This is a genomic window from Weissella kandleri, assembly GCF_001438705.1.
GTDB lineage: Bacteria > Bacillota > Bacilli > Lactobacillales > Lactobacillaceae > Weissella > Weissella kandleri.
In genome coordinates this window covers 1-20221 of the sequence record NZ_JQBP01000006.1, presented here as the reverse complement: position 1 = coordinate 20221, position 20221 = coordinate 1, and the positions used below count along the sequence as shown (strand labels likewise).

The 20221-nt window shown below is 40.1% G+C and carries 16 protein-coding genes; 1 reads left to right on the top strand and 15 read right to left on the bottom strand.

Annotated elements, in window-relative coordinates; all coding sequences use genetic code 11:
- Position 1 precedes the first annotated feature (1 nt).
- The 14 genes from mltG to IV73_RS05470 form a co-directional block, all read right to left on the bottom strand.
- Positions 2-1591 (bottom strand): endolytic transglycosylase MltG, encoded by a 1590-nt coding sequence (mltG, locus tag IV73_RS05535; RefSeq protein ID WP_057756065.1) that lies wholly within the window; start codon positions 1589-1591, stop codon positions 2-4.
- Between the two features lie 160 nt (positions 1592-1751).
- Positions 1752-4181, bottom strand: coding sequence for a phenylalanine--tRNA ligase subunit beta (gene pheT, locus IV73_RS05530; RefSeq protein ID WP_057756062.1), 2430 nt, complete (start codon positions 4179-4181; stop codon positions 1752-1754).
- A 6-nt stretch (positions 4182-4187) separates the two neighbouring features.
- Positions 4188-5231 (bottom strand): phenylalanine--tRNA ligase subunit alpha, encoded by a 1044-nt coding sequence (gene pheS, locus IV73_RS05525; protein ID WP_057756059.1) that lies wholly within the window; start codon positions 5229-5231, stop codon positions 4188-4190.
- A 400-nt stretch (positions 5232-5631) separates the two neighbouring features.
- On the bottom strand, positions 5632-7122 hold the full coding sequence (gltX, locus tag IV73_RS05520) for a glutamate--tRNA ligase (RefSeq protein ID WP_236697740.1): 1491 nt from the start codon (positions 7120-7122) through the stop codon (positions 5632-5634).
- 168 nt (positions 7123-7290) lie between these two features.
- The gene (locus tag IV73_RS05515) at positions 7291-8409 is read right to left on the bottom strand and encodes a PIN/TRAM domain-containing protein (protein WP_057756054.1); all 1119 of its coding nucleotides are present in this window, start codon (positions 8407-8409) and stop codon (positions 7291-7293) included.
- Positions 8410-8443: 34 nt separating this feature from the next.
- Positions 8444-9814 carry a DNA repair protein RadA gene (radA, locus tag IV73_RS05510; protein WP_057756051.1) on the bottom strand — a complete coding sequence of 457 codons (1371 nt, stop codon included), beginning with the start codon at positions 9812-9814 and terminating at the stop codon, positions 8444-8446.
- A gap of 3 nt (positions 9815-9817) precedes the next feature.
- The gene (locus IV73_RS05505; protein ID WP_057756048.1) at positions 9818-10357 is read right to left on the bottom strand and encodes a dCTP deaminase/dUTPase family protein; all 540 of its coding nucleotides are present in this window, start codon (positions 10355-10357) and stop codon (positions 9818-9820) included.
- Positions 10358-10373: 16 nt separating this feature from the next.
- Entirely contained in the window at positions 10374-10670 is a 297-nt protein-coding gene (locus tag IV73_RS05500) for a GNAT family N-acetyltransferase (protein WP_057756045.1), read from the bottom strand.
- A gap of 173 nt (positions 10671-10843) precedes the next feature.
- The gene (locus IV73_RS05495) at positions 10844-12898 is read right to left on the bottom strand and encodes an ATP-dependent Clp protease ATP-binding subunit (protein ID WP_057756042.1); all 2055 of its coding nucleotides are present in this window, start codon (positions 12896-12898) and stop codon (positions 10844-10846) included.
- 364 nt (positions 12899-13262) lie between these two features.
- Positions 13263-13436 (bottom strand): 50S ribosomal protein L32, encoded by a 174-nt coding sequence (rpmF, locus tag IV73_RS05490; RefSeq protein ID WP_057756040.1) that lies wholly within the window; start codon positions 13434-13436, stop codon positions 13263-13265.
- A gap of 384 nt (positions 13437-13820) precedes the next feature.
- Complete coding sequence (locus tag IV73_RS05485) at positions 13821-14600, bottom strand: ABC transporter permease (protein ID WP_057756037.1); 780 nt, start codon at positions 14598-14600, stop codon at positions 13821-13823.
- On the bottom strand, positions 14597-15238 hold the full coding sequence (locus tag IV73_RS05480) for an ABC transporter ATP-binding protein (RefSeq protein ID WP_057756029.1): 642 nt from the start codon (positions 15236-15238) through the stop codon (positions 14597-14599). Before IV73_RS05480 ends, IV73_RS05485 begins: the two co-directional genes overlap by 4 nt.
- 14 nt (positions 15239-15252) lie before the next feature.
- Complete coding sequence (locus IV73_RS05475; RefSeq protein WP_057756027.1) at positions 15253-16191, bottom strand: Dyp-type peroxidase; 939 nt, start codon at positions 16189-16191, stop codon at positions 15253-15255.
- Between the two features lie 322 nt (positions 16192-16513).
- Positions 16514-17476, bottom strand: a complete 963-nt coding sequence (locus IV73_RS05470; protein WP_057756026.1) for a cation:proton antiporter — start codon at positions 17474-17476, stop codon at positions 16514-16516.
- Between the two features lie 398 nt (positions 17477-17874).
- On the opposite strand from IV73_RS05470, the gene IV73_RS05465 reads away from it, so the two are divergent.
- Positions 17875-18426 (top strand): TMEM175 family protein, encoded by a 552-nt coding sequence (locus IV73_RS05465; RefSeq protein ID WP_057756017.1) that lies wholly within the window; start codon positions 17875-17877, stop codon positions 18424-18426.
- Between the two features lie 1679 nt (positions 18427-20105).
- On the opposite strand, the gene IV73_RS06825 is transcribed toward IV73_RS05465, so the two are convergent.
- Entirely contained in the window at positions 20106-20216 is a 111-nt protein-coding gene (locus IV73_RS06825) for an LPXTG cell wall anchor domain-containing protein (RefSeq protein WP_420806364.1), read from the bottom strand.
- Between the last annotated feature and the right edge of the window lie 5 nt (positions 20217-20221).

Sequence of the window (20221 nt, the reverse complement as noted above, 5' to 3'; positions counted from 1 at the left end):
ATTATTTTTCATTTTGCATCGATTGATTTGTCGCATCCACTTTAGCCACTGCCGCATCATGATCGCTTTGATTAGTGGTATAAGTGATGGCTCCGGTCTTCAAATTAGCCACAAAGTACAAATATTTTTGATCCCGATCTAATGGATTCAAAACGGCTTTGATAGCTTGAATGCTTGGATTATTAAATGGACCTGGTCCATATCCAGCATTGCGATAAAGATTATAAGGTGAATCAACCATAGTATCATCAACACTTAAATTCACTTTATTAGTATGCAAAGCGTATTTAACCGCCACATCCGATTGAATAGGCATGTCGATATCTAAACGATTCAAAAAGACCCCGGCAATTTTACGCATATCGGTATCACCAACCCCTTCGGCTTGAACTAATGAAGCAACCGTTAAGACTTGGTGGACAGACATATCTGTATCATTAATTGCTTGATAATAAGGCAACATTTCCGCATTCGTCTTCGCAACCATCGCCGTAATTAATTCATCAACCGACTTATAATTTTCGTAATTATAAGTTGCAGGATACAAGTAACCTTCTAAACGATAACGCATATCTTTAGCATCTTGATCTGATTTCAACAATTGCGGATATTGGCGAGCTAATTGATTGACAAACTTAGAATCATTGACCTTGGCCAAAAATTCTTTTTTAGAGAATTGCTTGACCTTGCCCACTTTATTAGCAAAACTGTCAATGGTTTCTCCCTCAGTCATTGTCAACACTGTCGTTGGATACAATGGAGTATCGGAACCACCGGCTAACAGACTTTCTACTAATGTTGCCATATCCATCGAAGCATTCAATTCATAATAACCTGCCAAAATATTTGTCGCATTGTGTGCCCGCACGTAATGGGTAAACGCTTGGGATGAATGCACTAACTTTTTATCTGCCAAGTTATCCCCAATTTGTTGCAAAGATGTCCCTTGCGGCACATAGATTTCGACATTTTTCTTATTTTTAGGCGCAACCGCCGTATAATTATTATTCCGCTGATAGCTATAAACGCCATAGCTAACACCACCAATTAATAGGATTCCAATTAAAATTAACAACCAATTTTTAGGTAGCGTCAACTTAGTCTGTTTTTTCCCTTCGCCCCGTGTTTGTTGCGGAGCTTTACGCGGAATTTTGCCCTGGGGATTTTCACGACGCCGGGGTGTCTCTACTGTTCCGGCCTTAGCTGACGTATTTCGATTGGAACGGCTTAATTGACCTGTTTTAGCTTTAGAGTCCTGATTTCCCTTTGGCTGAAGTCTAGCTTCAACAACCGGTTGTTTAGGTTGAATTGCGTCTACTGACTTGTCTTCATGCGGATGATTTTGGGGTACATTCGCATTTTGCGCTTCTTTATCTTTATGTTGCTTGACTGGTTGCGGTGTAGTATTAGATTCGTTCGCCACATCTCTAACTGGCGTTGCACGCTGAGGCCCTGCGTTTTCTGTCTCCACTGCTTTAGCTGCTTGTTGCGCTTCCCGGTTAGGTTGGGGTTGGCGGCTTTTCTTTTTTTTGCGTCCAAATAAACGCGGCTTTTCTTTTTCATACCGCGTGTTGCGTGGTTCAAATGGCATTTATCCAATCCTCGACATTCTTAAACTAATGGTTAAATTGATTTTTTAACATATATTTTTTAAATTACTAAATTTATTTTGCCCTATTTTTACATCAAAAAAAGGCCGTCTTGGATATTGATAACAAGACTACCTTTCATTTTATCATCTTAGAACGAATTTATCTAATTTCTGCCGCAAATTCATCACGTAAAACAGTTTCAATTCGATCCATTGCAGTATTCACGATTTCGTCCGTTAACGTTTGTTCGCGGTTGACGAAAGTCAAAGTATAAGCCAATGATTTCTTGCCACCTGGAACGTGCTCACCCGTGTAAACATCAAAAATATCGATTTGCTTCAAATACTTACCACCAGCTTTTACCAATGCTTGACGCAAGGTCTCGGCCGTCACAGCTGTATCAACCAAAATCGCCAAGTCACGAGAAATAGCTGGATAGCGAGAAATAGCCTCATACTGATCCATCACTTTAGGCAAATCCATAATCGCTTGCAAATCTAATTCAAAGCCAAAGACTTTACCCACTTTATAAGCCTTTGCAGTGATGGGATGAATTTGACCAACCATTCCAATTAAGGTTTCACCAACATAAATATCAGCCGTTTGACCAGGATGCATTTCCAAGCGTTGATTAGTCGCCATAAAGCGTACGGCATCAACGAAATTATAGTTCGTTAATAATTGTTCCACTAACCCTTTAACCGTATAAAAATCCACGTCTTGGGCTGTTTGTGACCAATTCCGTGTCTGCCAAGCGCCCGTCATCACTCCCGCTAAATGTTCCTTCTCAATTGGTTGCACGGCCCCAGGCTGTACGCTAAAGACCCGGCCTTGTTCATAAAGGGCCACATCATTTTGCTTCCGCGCTACATTATAAGCAACGTCGTCCAAAAGCCCTGTCAACAAAGAACTCCGCGTTTGTTGCCGATCTTGTGACATTGGATAAGCCAATTGAATTGGTTCTCCCGCCTGATCCAATTGAATCTTAAAGTTTTGCGCTTTTTCAGGTGTCGTTAAGACGTATGACATCGCTTGGTTTAAGCCCAATCCCTCCAAAACATGACGGCTGGCGCGAATTAATTGCTGTTTAGCATTCAACTTACCTGGCGTGGTTGCACCCACTGGTAAAGTAGCTGGTAATCGGTCATATCCGTAAATCCGAGCAATTTCTTCCACCAAATCAGCCTCAATGCTAATATCCCAGCGCCGGCTTGGAATAGTCACAACAAACGCATCGCCTTGTTGCTCAAAGTCAAATTGTAATTGCTCAAAGATATGTGCCACTTCTTGGGTGGTAATCTCTGAGCCTAAGACCGCTTGTAAGCGTGACAAATGTAACGTAACAACTGGCAAGTCCAACTTTTGTACTTGCGCCACTACTGCATCTTGCAAAACTTGACCTTGACCCAATTCCGCGATCAATGCAGCTGCATAGTCCAACGCCACTAGCGTTTGATCGACATCGACCCCGCGCTCTAAGCGTTGTGAGCTTTCAGTATGCAAATTTTGATCACGCGCCGTCCGCCGTACTGTTTTCGCCTCAAAAATTCCAGCTTCTAAAACCACATCTTGGGTAGCTTTTGTAACTTGCGTTTTAGCTGTCCCCATAATACCCGCAAACATCACTGGTTCTTGACCACTCATCACCAATAGGTCGCCTGGATGTGCAGTGCGACTCACTCCATCTTCTGTTACTAAGGTTTCATCCCCGCTGGCCATTTGGACATGAAGCTCAGCGGCTGGTAAGCTCTGTAAATCATAAGCATGCAACGCTTCACCATAGGTCAAAAGTGTGTAATTAACCGCGTCAATTACATTATTGACCGGCTTGATCCCCATATTCCAAAGGCGCCGTTGTAACCATAGTGGAGAATTTTTAACTCGAACTTTTTGAATCACCCGGGCTGCATAAGTTGCAGCCATCCGCGCATCAGCCTTCACCGTCAATGTGTCCTGGGTTAAGGCCTGAGCCTCATTTAAAGTAAAGGTAGGCATTTTGACCGGCTGATCTAACATCGCAGCCACTTCATATGCCGTTCCATTCATGGATAACATATCTGCGCGGTTGGGCGTGATGCCAGTTTCCAAAATATAATCATCCAGACCTAACACGTGCAAGGCATCTTCACCTGGCGTCAAGGCTTTGGCATCTTCTTCATCAAAAACCCAGATCCCATCCTCTAATGGTTGGGGCACAATCGCATCATCCATACCGATTTCTTGTAAGGCACACAACATTCCATTAGAAACCTCACCCCGGAGTTTACCTTTTTTAATTTTAACGCCATTCCCAATCACTGCTCCGTGCTTAGCTAAAATAACCGTTTGCCCGGTGGCGACATTAGGCGCCCCAGTCACAATTTGAATTGGCTCTGCTTGGCCGGCATCGATTTGCGTAATCACCAAATGATCAGAATCAGGGTGAGGAACCACTGATAATACTTTGGCAATAACAATCTTTTTCATCTTTCCTTGCGGTTGATATTGTCCTTCAATTTCAACCGATGTACGTGAAATTTGCTCTGCTAGCTCATTGACTGGTAGTTGCAAATCAACATAATCGCGCAACCAATTAACTGATACCTTCATTTTTAATTACCCCTTTCGATCAAATTGAGTTAGGAAACGGACATCGTTCAAATAGAAATTACGAATATCTTCAACCCCATACTTCAACATCGCAAAACGATCCGGCCCCATTCCAAAGGCAAATCCACCAAATTCCTCAGGATCAACCCCGGCAGCCTTCAAAACATTCGGATGCACCATTCCAGCTCCCAAAACTTCAATCCACTCAATATCTTCTGGCTTCGTATCCTTAGTCACCGGCCCCCATGAAATATCAACTTCAACAGATGGTTCCGTAAAGGGGAAATATGAGGGGCGCAACCGAATATCATGATCTGCACCAAATAATTCGTGCGCGACCGCCAACAAAATCCCTTTAAGGTCACCCATCGTGATGTGCCGATCAATCACCAATCCTTCAACTTGATGGAATTGATGTGAATGCGTGGCATCATCCGTATCACGCCGGTAAACGCGGCCGGGCGAAATCATCTTTAATGGTCCTTGACTGAAATCATGCTGCTCCAAAGTCCGCGCTTGTACAGGTGAAGTTTGCGTCCGCATCAACACTTCAGATGTAATATAAAAAGTATCTTGCATGTCACGAGCTGGATGATCTTTAGGTAAGTTCATCATTTCAAAATTATATTTATCTAATTCAACTTCTGGTCCATCAACCACTTGATAACCCATACCAATGAATTGATCTTCTAACTCATCAATAATCTGTTGCAAAACGTGTGGCTGCCCTTGTTGCACTGGTCGGCCTGGCAAGGTCACGTCTAACGTTTCTTGTTCTAATTGCTTATTCAATTCAGCAGCTTCTAATACTTTTTGCCGGTCTTCAATCGCTCCCGTTAAAGTATCACGCACTTCATTAGCTAACGCCCCGATTTGAGGCCGCTCTTCAGGAGTTAAATCTTTCATCCCCCGCAAAATTTCCGTCAAAGATCCCTTTTTACCAAGCCAACCCACCTGGGCTTGACGCAAATCTTTCACACTAGTCGTCGCTGTTTCAATTTCATGTAATGCATTTTCACGTAATTTTTGCAATTCATCCGCTAAACTCATATTATTACTCCTTCACTCTATATAATTTTTAAATCCAACCTCTGACCAATTTGTTAGCAATGGCTTTATTTATTACCGTGTCTTTAATAAAAAAGTCCCTTTAGCGCTAAAAAGCACTAAAGGGACGCTTATCATCAACGTGGTACCACCCAGTTTCAGCCATCAAGGCTCTCTAACATTTAATAACGCAAATGAACCGGACTAACTTTTAATCATTAGTCAACTCCCGACTGAAATTCTGATTAGCTCCAGACAAGGTTTTCACCACTCCCCCTGCTCTCTAACATTTCACTAACCATACTAGGCCGCTCTAAGTTTATATATCAAGTATAACGGCTTGCTTTAAAAAAACAAGTTGTATTTTAATTCCAACTAATTTGTTCAATCAGTAACTAATTGCTTATAGAAACTCTTTGATATTCTTCAAAGATTGTTCCCGTCCTAATAATTCCATCACTTCGCCCAAATTTGGACCTTCATTCACCCGTGAAGCGGCAATTCGTAATGGCATCCAAAGGTCACGGCCCTTAACACCAGTTTCATTTTGCAAAGCCCGAATTGAAGTAACAATTTGACCGGCATCAAAGACTTCCAAGGCATTGAGCTTCTCTACCCATTGCTGCAAAAGGTCAGGTACATAGTCCTTTTCCATCCACTCCATTGAATCAGCCCCTAAGTCAGCTTTAGCTGTGAGCTCAAAGAAGACTGGTCGCACCAAATCAACAATTTGTGAAGTATATGAAATTCCATCTTGATGCAACTGCATCACCTGGCGCACCCATTGTAACTTTTCAGTTGTTAACTCGGCTGGTTGTACTAAGTTGGCCTTAATTAATTCTTGCACCAGTTTATCAAAGAGTACACCAGAATCGATTTTCTTAATCCATTGGTTATTGACCCAAGCTAATTTCTTATTGTCAAACTTCGCTGGTGACTTTGACAACCGCTCAGGATCAAACATCTTAATCAATTGTTTCTTCGTAAAGATCTCCGCTTCACCCACAGGTGACCAACCTAGTAAGACAATGAAATTCAACATTGCTTCAGGCAAATAACCTAATTCACGATATTGTGAAATAAAGGCAATCACGTTGTTATCACGTTTTGACAATTTTTTTCCTGTTTCAGCATTCAAAATCAAGGTCATGTGCCCATAAACAGGTGTTTCCCAACCAAAGGCTTCATAAATCATCAATTGCTTAGGAGTATTTGAAACGTGCTCATCCCCACGCAAAACGTGTGAGATTTCCATCAAATGATCATCGATGACCACCGCAAAATTATACGTTGGCATTCCATCAGCCTTTTGAATCACCCAATCGCCACCAATTTGCTCAGCACCAATCTCGACATGCCCTTTAACTAAGTCTTCCCAGGCATACATCTTCTCTTTTGGCACGCGGAAACGTACAACCGCAGGCAATCCTTTGGCTTCAGCCAACGCTTGTGCATCCGCAATCTCAGCTTCAGACATTCCTTCATATTCGTAAACATAATGTGGAGCTTGTTTAGCAGCAACTTGGGCTTCACGTTCTGCTTCCAATTCAGCTGAAGTCTTGTATGACTTATAAGCCAATCCGCGGTCCAAAAGCTCTTGAATGTAGCGCTTATAAATATCTTGGCGTTCTGATTGACGATAAGGTCCATACGCCCCTGGATTCCGTGGTGACTCATCCCAATCCAAACCTAGCCAAGCTAAGTTTTCAAATTGTGAAGCTTCCCCGTCGGCCACATTCCGTGACATATCAGTATCTTCAATTCTAACAATAAACTCCCCACCAAAGTGCCGTGCAAAGAGCCAATTAAATAAGGCCGTCCGTGTGTTTCCGATGTGTAAATAACCGGTGGGTGATGGTGCATAACGCACTCGTACTTTTTTATCTACCTTCATATCCATAATGAAACCCCATTCTATAATTTTTAAAGTTGATGCTAACCGTGTCTTCAAGACTAATCCTAGTCTTTCCAATCCGTGTGTCAAATTTTAGATTTCCCAAATTCATTGGGTTCCGTAAAATCAACAAACCATTTTCTAATTTATACTATTCAGCATTCAATTTCAACCAACAGTCCCCAAATAATCCCCAAAAATCATCCGTCCGGCATCAGTCTGCAAACTCGACGTCACTTCTAACCGAACTCGTGCTTGGAGATGCTTTTTACCATCTTCAACTACGACCATCGTCCCATCATCTAAATAACCGACCGCTTGTTGCCGTTCTCGACCATTCTTAACCAACGTAACTACTAACTGATCGCCAACCGCCACTTGAGCGCGTAAAGCACCAGCTAGTTCATTGAGGCTGCGCACCGCTACATTTTGGAAACGTGTCACTTTATTTAAGTTAAAATCATTGGTAATAAGCACGGCGTCTAATTCTTGGGCTAAACGAATTAATTTTTCGTCCACTTCTTGCAAATCGTCATAATCACCGTCCCACATCTCCAAGGCAACTTGTTCATCATTGCGCAGGGCATTTAATACATCTAAGCCCCGGCGTCCGCGAACCCGTTTGAGTGAATCACCAGCGTCCGCAATATATTGTAATTCATATAAAACAAAATTAGGCACTAACAAAGTTCCTTCAAGCCAACCCGTTTTCACCAAATCCAAAATGCGTCCATCAATTAAAATATTAGTATCTAAAATTTTATAATGATGATAATTTTCCTCAGGGGCGCCACCAGCCGTGTTACCTTTAACATTGGCATCATCCCGAGGGGTCTTGATGCGCAAACGAGACATCAAGAGGGTAATAAAACGGTAAACTTCGTCCATGCGCCCGGTACCAATTCGATAACCCAAGTAACCCAAGACAATCATCCCCGCAATGGGAATCCCAGTACTCAAAAAGGCATTTGGCAAGCTCCGCAAGGGCGATGTTATCAAAAAGGCCAAGGCAAGACCGATAATAATACTGATGCTGCCTAAAAATAACTTAAGTGGCGATTCTTGTGTCAAAATCCCCTCCACGCGCGTTAAGATTCGATCAAAATATTGCCAAGCCGGAATACTAATTAGGTAAAAAATAATTGCTCCAAGGATTACATCCGTTAACGGATTATTAATCCATAAAATCTGTGAATATCCTAATAGTTGCCACACTACTGGTAAATAATTAATCGCCAACGCCGCGCCTAACAACGCTAAAATACTTTGAATAATATTTTTTCGCATCCGATAACCTCCTTTATTAAATTTGTAGCCCCTATCAATCCAAGGCTAAATCCAAAACTTCTCGCAATGTTTTCACTGGCAGTACCTGAATTCCAGATACCGTTTGATCCTTTTTCAAACTATTTTTAGGGACAAAAATCCGCTGAAAGCCTAATTTTTGTGCTTCTAGCACTCGGTCAAAGACCCTAGGAACCCGGCGTACCTCACCCGTTAAGCCAATTTCACCCACAAAGGCATCGGTGGCTTTAGTAGCAGATTCTCGATAACTGGAAGCAATCGCAATAGCTAAGGCCAAGTCCACAGCTGGCTCATCTAGTTTCACACCGCCGGCTGCGCGCACATAAGCGTCTTGATTTTGCAGTAACATGTTCGTCCGCTTTTCCAACACAGCCATCAACAAAGAGACACGACTACGATCAATACCAGCACTCGTCCGTTGTGCATTCCCAAAAGCCGTCGGGGTCACTAACGCTTGCACCTCAACCAAAATCGGACGGGTTCCCTCCAACGCAACCACCACTGCCGATCCAGTCGCTGTCTCAATCCGTTCCTCCAAAAACATTTCAGACGGATTATCCACTTCCACCAGACCACTCTGCTGCATTTCAAAAACTCCTAGCTCATTAGTTGAACCAAAACGATTTTTAGCTGCCCGCAATAAGCGATAGCTGCGCTGATTATCTCCTTCAAAATACAAGACTGTATCAACCATGTGCTCTAAAATTTTAGGCCCCGCAATCGTTCCCTCTTTAGTAACATGTCCGACAATAAAAATAGTAATCCCATTGGTTTTTGCAATTTGTAATAACTCTGCTGTTGTTTCTCGAATTTGTGCCACTGAGCCCACGGCCGAGTTCACGTCAGGTTGTTGCATCGTTTGAATAGAATCGATAATGACATATTCCGGTCCATATTCATCAATCGCCTTGCGAATTTGACCCATATCCGTTTCTGGATAAATTAAGAAATTTTGTTCATCTTCCACGCCTAAGCGTTCAGCCCGCAACTTAATCTGAGCGGCGCTCTCCTCACCAGAGACATACAAGACGATACCTTCCCCAGCAAGTTGCCCGGACACTTGTAGTAGCAACGTCGACTTTCCAATCCCTGGGTCACCTCCAATTAAAACCAAAGAACCTGGGACCACACCACCACCAAGCACCCGATTAAACTCGTCCAATTGGGTTTTTACCCGGGGCACTTCCTCCAAAGAAACTTGCCCGAGACGTTCGACTTTGGCCTCTTGCCCCGCTAAGTTAACCCGATTTTTACGATCTATTTTTTCACTTGGGATTACTTGTTCTTCCAACGTTCCCCAAGCCCCACAATTTGCGCAGCGTCCTAAATAGCGTTGTGAAATTGCACCACAATTCGAACAAACAAACTGGGTTTTTACTTTCGCCATCTTTTACTCCCCCGTCGAACCAAAGCCATCCTTGCGCTCTGCTTTTTGAATTTCAGCATCATCATCAGTTTTTAAATATGAAGCGAAAATTCCTTGAGCAATCCGATCACCCTTTTTAATCTGCACATCTCGAATGCCAAAATTCAACATTTGTATAAAGAGCTCACCCTCATTATTCGGATTATCAACATAATCACTGTCAATGATGCCAACACTATTCGGCAAAATCAAAAAGCGTTTTAACGGTCCCGATGAACGACTAATAACCATCAAATACTCATTTTCATTCATATAAATTTTCAAGCCTGTGGGCACTAAGACCGGCCGCAGACTTTTTTCACTAGTTTGCATTTGTTTTTGCGTCAATGGGCGCTTTAAAGCTAATGTTTTCAAAACTTTAAATAAACCCTGGTGCCAAATCGACGGCACGGTAAAGTCCGTCGCTGCCTCAATGTCATATCCCGCAGCTTGTTTCGTGCTCCGCTTAGGTAATTGTAACCCCGCATCTTGATATTTTTTTACAATTGCAAATTTCCGCACTATTTTACTCCTCTCCCTTTTAATCTAAAGGGTCACCATCATGCCATTCTAATTTTTGATACTCGGCATTTTGCATAAACTTCTTTTTAGCATATGAACAAATGGGGCGCAATTTAACCCCTTGTTGTTGCGCACGCCCAACCAACAAAGCTAACATTTGGCCAGCGACGCCTTGTCCTTGCAATTCCGGACGTACATTGGTGGAATCAATCGACCAGACCCGTCCGTTTTCCAAAGGTTGATACGTTAATTCTGCGTCAACTTCTTGCACGGGATTTAAATGAAAAATCCGACGATCTTCAATCTCAAATTCCATAATTTAACTCCTTAATTTTTCTAAAGGTTATTCATCTATTTTAGCATTTTTAAGCCATTTCAGATACCAAAAAAGCATATCCACATCCACCTCATGCGAAATTAAACTTCCCACAAATCGATTATGCATATGCTTTCTTTTAATGCTAATTTAAACCTGCTAGATTTTAAAGATTACTGGACAGCTGCTTGCACAACAATTTTATCATCCACCATCTCAGCAGCTAATTCTTTAATATCAGGATTATCCAAATAGAAGTCGGCAATTTGATCTTCAAGCTGATCTTGAATAACACGTCGCAAAGGACGCGCACCCATTGCCGGGTCATAACCCAAATCAACTAACTTATCCTTAACGGCTTGACTCACAGTAATTGTCAAACCAGTTGGAGCAATCGTTTTTTGCATACCAGATAACATCAAGTCAACAATTTTCAGTAAGTTACCCTTTGTCAAAGCGTTAAATTCAACAATCGCATCAAACCGATTTAAAAATTCTGGCTTAAAGTATGGTGCTAAACGTTCCATCAAACTTGCTTGGCCTTCCTTTTGATCATCGGCTGCCGTCATCTTTGTTCCGGCGTTAGACGTCATAATGATAATGGTGTCTTTAAATGATATGGTGTGTCCTTTTGCATCCGTCAAACGGCCATCATCCAAGATTTGCAAGAACATGTTCATGACATCTGGGTGTGCTTTTTCAACCTCATCCAACAAAATCAACGAATAAGGACGCCGACGCACTGCTTCAGTCAATTGACCGGCCTCTTCGTAACCCACATAACCGGCGGGTGCCCCAATCAACTTTGAAACACTATGCTTTTCCATGTATTCTGACATATCAAAGCGAATCATGCTTTCTTCTGTTCCAAAGAGTTCTTGAGCCAATTGCTTAGCCGTTTCCGTTTTTCCTACTCCGGTTGGTCCGACAAACAAAAAGCTTCCAATTGGCCGATCTGGCTTATTGAAGCCAACCCGATTTCGCCGAATCGCTTGGGCAACCTTTTGCGTAGCTTCACCTTGACCAATCACATGATCTGCCAAATCATTAGCTAAGTTCTTTAATTTCTTTTGTTCTTCATTTTGTAAGTCCCCAACTGGAATATCAGTCTTAGCTTCAACAATCTTTTCAATATCAGCCACGTCCACCACTTGATCACCACCATCAACGGGTTGCGAATTCAAAGCCGCTTGCTTTTGCCGATTCAATTGTTCAACTTGATCCTTCCAATAACCCGCCTTCTCAAAGTCTTCATCATCAATTGACTTTTGTTTCATATTGTCAGCGTAACTAATCTGATTCTCCAACTTTTTTGGATCATCAACCTTAATCGTCAAGTTCTTCTTCGAACCAGCTTCGTCCATCAAATCAATGGCCTTGTCTGGCAAGAAGCGCTCAGGAATATAGCGATCTGAAAGGTTAACTGCCGCTGCCAAGGCATCATCAGTATACTTAACATGATGATAATCTTCATAACGTCCCCGGATGCCCTTCAAAATCCCAAGTGCCTCTTCCTTACTAGGTTCGTCAACTTGCACCGTTTGGAAGCGACGCGCAATCGCAGCGTCCTTTTCAATCTGACGATATTCATTCAAAGTTGTTGCACCAATCAACTGGAATTCACCACGGGCCAACGCTGGTTTTAAGATATTTCCAGCGTCCATGCTACCTTCGCCCGCTGTTCCAGCTCCCATAATCTCATGAATCTCATCAATAAAGAGGATAACATCTGCACGCTTAGAAACCTCTTCCATCAATTTTTGCATCCGCTCTTCGAATTGTCCACGAACCCCAGTTCCTTGAACCATTGAGACCACGTCCAAACGAATGATTTCTTTACCTTGCAACTTGGCTGGAACTTGGCCATCAACAATGGCTTGCGCTAACCCTTCGACCACCGCAGTCTTTCCAACTCCAGCTTCACCAATCAATACCGGATTATTTTTTGTCCGACGATTCAAAATCTCAATGACTCGGTTTAATTCATCATCCCGACCAATCACCGGATCATACTTACCCTTTCGAGCAATCTCGGTCATATTAATTCCAAATTGATCCAATAAGCTTTCAGTATCGTTTTGCCGTTCGCCATTTTGCATACTACCTTGCCGTTGGGCTTGTTGTGCAGCTCGTTGCATCTGTGCACGTCGTTGTGCATTTAAATCTTTATTCATCGCATTAAAAATATCATCAAAATTTGAGAATCCAAATGAATCATAATTTGCCATAATTAGTATCCTCCATTTTATTTAAGTTTATCTTCATAACCAGTTAATCTAAGCTCGCTTTAACGCCTGCTCTTCTTTAACTTATCTATATATTAGCACTCTAATACTAAGAGTGCAAGCTTAAATTAAATTTTTTTAATAAAATGTTCATATCGCTTTTAAATCAAAGCATTATTTACATTTAAATCAACTCTAAGCGCTCATCAATATCCGTCTTTGTCACGTTCATCAAACATCAGCCTGCTAAAGATAAACTCAGTTCTTTTCATTGCATCTATGTTATCTCAGAAATCGCTAACTTCATAAATTAAAACAAATAAAAAAGCACCTGATTTAATCAATAAATCAGATGCTTTTTCTTTAATTACTTATTTTCGGTAACTTGCTTACCCTTATAAGTTCCATCAGCGGCAACATGGTGGTTAAGTACATAAGCACCATTTTCGTTCATGTGGATTGCAGGAGTGTTGATACCTCCGCGTCCTCCACGACGTGAACGCTTCTTAGCCTTTGAAGTCTTATGTGTTGGAACTGCCATAATTTAATCCTCCTTTTTAACGCTACCAAGCCTAAATTGAGGAGGCAGCATGTATTAATAATCGATTATTTTCAACTGTTCTAATTTACATGATTTTTCTATAAATGTCAAGCGCTAGCCCCGACAAATGCTGAAAGCTTCTCAAAAATCATTAAAGAGCATCAAAATTAATCTAACTCATTCATTTTACAACACACACGATTGTGAAACAACTTAGTCTCCGTTCAAATAAAGCATTCCACACAAAAGGACGCTCGCAGTCACCTCTTTTTAAACTAATTATCTATCATTTGCCCCCTCACTGTGAGATTAACAAATAATGGTCTTGTGTAAGCACAACTTATATATTAGTTTAAAACTGATCTTGTGCCGACTAATTCACTTTTAATTAATTGTCTTATCTTCAGGAAGTTGTAATTGCCAATTACGATTAAAGAATCCTCGATAGGCCAAATATGAAGCCCAAACAGAAGAAATGCCAGTAGCGGAAAGTAGCATAAAGACTACCATAATTTGATATTTAATCGCGCTAATCGGCGAAACGCCGGCCATAATCAAACCAGACATCATCCCAGGAAGCGAAACAACTCCATATGTTTTAACCGAGTCAATCGTAGGTTGCATCCCCGTCCGAATCGCCTCCCGAAAAATATCACCCGCCGCTTGTTTCAGGTTTCCCCCTAATGCTAATCGCTCAAAAACTTGGGCTTGCTGATCATTAAACTGTTGTTTTAAGCTCCGGTAAACTAGCCCGACCGCTGTCATAGAATTTCCAGCCACCATCCCAGTCACTGGAATGAGTTGGAACGGTTCCATTTTGATCACGCCGGTCACTACTAAAATGCCCATCGTTACAAACGTTGACAACATTAAGCCTGTCCAAGCAATCCCAAACGCGTGTTCAATCCCGACCCCACGTTTTTTACCATTCCAAGCCGCGTTAAAAATAATGAACAGTTGCATTATTATAGTCACGATCCAATTATCAACTTTAAAAATAGCCATCAAAAGATAGCCGACAATAATCAATTGGATAACTGCCCGTGCCACCGCAATAATTGTTTCATGCTCTAAATGCAATTTTTGTTTATAACTAATAAATAATGAGACTAACACTAAACTAAAGGCTAAAGCTAATGAGCCATTATCTACATTTACGTTCATTTCTTCACCCGCTTAACTTCCGTTCCAAACTCAATCAGATCGCGTGCTGAAGCCATTTCATCGGCATCATGCGTCACTGACAAAACAATGTTACCTTCCATTTGATGCATCGTTTGAATTACCTGCCAAATTAACTGCTTCGTTTCAGCATCTAATCCAGTCGAAATTTCATCCAATAACAAAACTTCTGGAGGAAACAACAAGTTCCTTAACACTCCGACTCGTTGCCTTTGCCCGCCTGACAACTCGGTGATAGGATGATCCAGATAGGCGACCGGTAAATCCATCTGTCGTAAGCCAGCTTGTTGTTTTTGCACATCAATCGCTTGATCGCGGACAATAAACGGGAAATCCAAATTATCCCGTACCGTTTTACCAAATAAACTCGCAGATTGCACCGCATATGAAACTTTCTGGCGATATGTCCCAATTGCTAAGTCTTGAATATCTTGCCCATTAAATATAATTTGTCCACTAGTCACATCCATCAGGCGCGCTAAACTCTTCAAAAAAACACTTTTACCCGTCCCTGATTTACCGACAATGGTGACCCAATCACCGGCGTTGAAATCAAAATTAAGGTTTTGAAACACCACTTGTTCAAAGCTCACCCCAAGCTTTTCGACTTTTAAATCCATAGTTGCTACCTCAACTAAAATAACCCTCCATCCGCAATACGGTCCAATAAAGGCCGCGCTGGGATAAAGAATAATTGACCACTTGTAATTTCAGAAAAAGTTAATAAATAATCATCCTTTTCCAGCATTTGTTCCAACATCCCTTTCGTCACCGTCCAATGCCGAGCATACCCAATAAAATATGTTCCGGTATGTTGCGACGCTGGATTCGAAAAAGGAACATTCATTCGAATAATTTTTTGTTCGACGCCGTCTACTTCTAATTTGGAAGCTACATTATGCGCATTATGAAATTTTTCTTCATCTTCTAACTCTAGGTCATCAAATTTATGTCGACCGACCGCTTTTTCTTGGTCAGTAACTCCTAGGTGCTCCCAAAAGTCCATATTATGCGTCCATTTTTGTGCAAAGGCATATGAACCGTTTTCAAATTCAGGATCTTCATCGCCAATAATAGCATAATTAGTTGCATCATCTAATGCAGGGGCCTCAGTCCCGTCCATAAATCCAATAATCGAGCGGCCTTCCAAAAAGCGGAAACCGTGAGTCTCATCAAACACATCCGTAATCGGCCGCAAAAAAATCATAAACTGCCGCACAACTTCGTACACAACCGCTTCTGATGTAGCTCGGACATGTAAGAAAACATCTCCCGCCGTGGCCGGCATAACATACTGGTCACTAGCTAGCGTTTGGTAGGTTTCAAGTTCCTTTGGTTTTTGCGCATTGGGGAACAAAATATCCCAAGCATGATTACTAAATCCGATTGTCACTTGTAGTTGGTCTTTGGGATTTCGAATCCGCATCGAACGAATAATCGCTTGCGAACGATCGACAAATTCAGCCACCGCTGCTTGTAGTTCATCGCGTGCCAAATCCTTCAAATTTAGAACCACAAACGAAACATTTAATCCAGGATCCTTCCAAACATCTTGCGCTAATTTTGCATCCATGAGAAACTCCTTTGTTTTTATATTTTAGAATCATTCTAACCTATCTATATTTTAACGCACTTCAAATTACTTGTCGAATAACTTTATTTTAAACCTTAGATAAATAAAAAAGACATTCTAAAAAGGAATGTCTAATTATTATTAAAACTATTACGTAAGGCTTTTAACGTTCTATACTTGAGACATTGAATGATGCATTAAGCAATAAAATGAGCAGAACAACAACGTCAAGAACACGATAGTTAGTTTAATCCAACTAATGTATTTCTCGTCGCTGAAAAAAATTTATCTAAATCTTGCCAGATCCATGTGCAAAAGCCCATTAAACCTTTTTGAATAAAGGCTTCATAATAATTGGAGCAACTACTGTAGTGATAATAACCGCCACTATAAATTCTGATGATGTGTCATCGTTAATGATATTTGATGAAATCCCGATTTGAATAATCACCAAAGCCATTTCCCCCCGCGAAATCATCCCCGCACCAATGGCATGCGAGATATTGGCGCCCAAATTAGATAATCTAGCACCAATATATGATCCATAATATTTGGTAATAACCGCCAAAACACTAAAAATCAAAATCGGTAATATTTTATGACCTAATCCTTGAACCGCTACTTCCAAACCGATTGAACCAAAAAATACTGGATAGAAAAACCAATTTCCTAATTTAGTACTAATTGAACCAATTTTTTCAGAAACATCAAATCTTCTCAATAAGATTCCTAAGGCAAAGGCAATTAACGGCAATAAGCTATTAATACCCAAGTTTCCGCCCCCGATGAAAATCGAAAAGAGGGTCACAGCGAACAAAGCGATAACATCATCCAGCACCGCTGCTGATAAAATGATTGCTCCCATCGGTGTCGCTAATTTTCTTTGTTCAGCTAACACAGCTAAAGTAATTGAAATTGAAGTAGCCGAGAAAACCACCCCTGAAAACATTGCAACCTGCATGCTATATCCAAGCAATAAAAATGTAATTGGGAAAATAATTACGGGTAGCACGACTCCCATCCCCGCGATAAGCGATGATGCTTTAATATGCTTTTTCATTTCTTTTAAATCCGATTCCAGTCCAGAATTTAACATTAACAAAAAGACACCTGTATCCGCAATGATATGAATCAGATGGGTGGGCTGAACTACATTCAACAAACTAGCACCCAAAAGAATTCCCGATAATAGTTGTCCAACCACTTCAGATAAGCCAAAACGCGTCCCAATCTTGCCTAACACAATCGTCACGATCAGTAATAATAAAATTAATAGATATTCCATACTCTCTCCTAACATTTAAAAAAGCTTCAAAAATGGTTAGTTCCCCGACTAACAATTCTTGAAGCTTTCGCTCAACCGTTTAAAATTAATTACGTTTATTATATCATACTTTAATATTAAAATAAACTTTTCTCCTACGTAATTTTAAAATCATCACGCAACACACTAGCTTTCAGTACTCCGATTGAATCATTATAACCCTCCATGAATTAAAACATATACAACTGAAATAAACATGCTCATAGAATACAAATGCAATGTAATGCTTACCATATGTACCGTGAAATAATAACTACACTATTTAATAGAATCGCCATCATTTGTTATTCGCTTCTTTTACTAGTAAGGAGGCGGGAGTATAATTAAATAAATACATTCAATTAGGAGTTTTGGATAATATGAACAAAGAACGCTTTGAAGCTTTTACTGATGCAGTAATTGCCATAATTATGACGATTTTAGTATTAGACATACACTTACCTACGGACGACCACTCTATACATTCTATTATTGCAATCGCCCCCTCATTTATTGCCTATATTGTTAGTTTCATAATTTTAGCAGTAATGTGGGTTAATCATCATAATTTATTCTTACACGTTGAAGCTATAAACCATAAAATATTATATACAAACATCTTTTTACTATTCTGCGCTACATTATTACCAGCGACAACCGCATGGTTTGGGTCTGATATATATTCTCCTGTAGCCGCATGGTTATATGCCTTAAACGTAATTATTTATAATATTTCTTTTTCAATTTTACGTGATGAAGTATTAAAAATTAATAGCGATTTAACACATTTATATTTTACTGAATTTTCATCTTTAATACTCAATATCATTGCTTTAATCATTGTTTTCTTTTGGCCACCTTTTATAATTATTAGCCTATTATTAGATATTCTTTTATGGTCAATCCAACCAGTTTTACGTCATAAACATTAATCCACCCACTTCCCTATTAACGCTACGAACGTTTTATTAAAAAATTACCCTATCAGTTAGTTTAAGTGAATATACTAGGAAAAACACTTGATTTCTCATACACACTCAAGTAAACCATATAATACAATTAAATTATATCTAATAATATTTAACAACAATTAAAACGTTGCGCTAGTATATTTGGTTCTATATTAAAGTGTGGTGTTGGAGCGAATTATCCAACACCACACTTTTTATTTTATCCAAAATAAAAAGCCCCAATTAAATACCATTAAAACACCTAATCAAGCTTAACTTTTTCAAAAACTTAGCATAGGCTAATGGGCGGAAGTAAACAAAATCCCCGTTGAGACTTCCAAAGGTTGCAAAAAAGTTGCAACGTTTTTTAATAGCGTTGGAGGGCGTTACAACGACATTTATAATTTTTCATCCCCTCTATTAAGCCTATTAGGTAGCAACTATCAGACTAAGAATAACTAAGATTCAAATACAATATTTAATAAAAAGGTTACACACATTGCTAGTTTTTGCTATCGATTTAGAAGTACGCAGAGATAATGAGGATAGATATAGCTAATTTATCAATTCAAGGCATAGACGAGACGATAAAACAGCATATTAATATAAACCATAAGATAAAAATAACGCCTACACGTCAAAATTATGAACGTTTGCGTTAGTGGTTTGTTTGACCATTATGCCAGAATAGAAAACGTATATTGTATCTCTCTGGCAATTCTTATTATTATCGTGAGTGTCTAAAACTTAGTTACAAAAGCCAGACCTAACGTACCGTAACAGGTATGACGATCTAAGTGACGAATATTTTAATTTGCTACATGAAATATATAAACTTAAATGGTCGATTGATCCTGAAGCTATGCAAGGCTTCATAAACGTATACGAACCAAACATGCCTGCGTACACCAGTCTTGACTTTATCCCAGAACACCCTTGCACCATACACCTAAGCACCTATGAGAAATATATGTGTAAACTGTTTGGGATGCTTGTCCGTCTGAATAATGTAAACAGGTTTGCTCTTGAGAAAAACAACGAACATGCCGCAATTATCAAAAATCAAATTGAAGACATACAAAAAGACGACAACTCCTAAGAAGTTATCGCCGAATCAGGTTTATTGATTAACTATATTATATCATTTTAGGTGGTCACACTTTTGGCTATTTCCAAGGTATTTTATGAGTACTTTAGTGGTCGCTATTCAATTAATTTAAAGCTGTGCGATCTAACGTTAAACATACCCAATATCAGCGACAAAACAGCAAGTTTCTACAATGTGTTAAAGGACTTAATCAATAGACAAAGTGAAACGATTGAAACTACATTAAGAGCCTTAACTCAAGAAAAGTAAGCCATCATTACTAAAAGCTACGGCAAAGATAAACTCACCGCCAACGCCTAAGCACACCAACAATAGCCGCCAAAAGTTCACGCAGAGTTATAAAAAGAACGCCAGGGATGTGACTAGTCACTCCGATATCCTAGCAAAGCTAAATCAATAACCTTAACCTAAAATTTGTCGAGTATGAATTTAAATAAAAAGCCAAGCAAATTAATTGCTTGACTAAATTTAATATATCGATCGTATTGCTTAATGCTAGATTAGGAGTCCTAGTTTTAATTTTTATATTTAGGAACAGTAGTAATATTACATTTTACTTACGCCGATTCCAGAATACTAATCCAGCCAACGAAGTTAACACAACACTAATAACTCCAGCTAGGGTTGTTTTTTCAGCTGCTGTCTTAGGTAATGCTGATTGAATTCCGT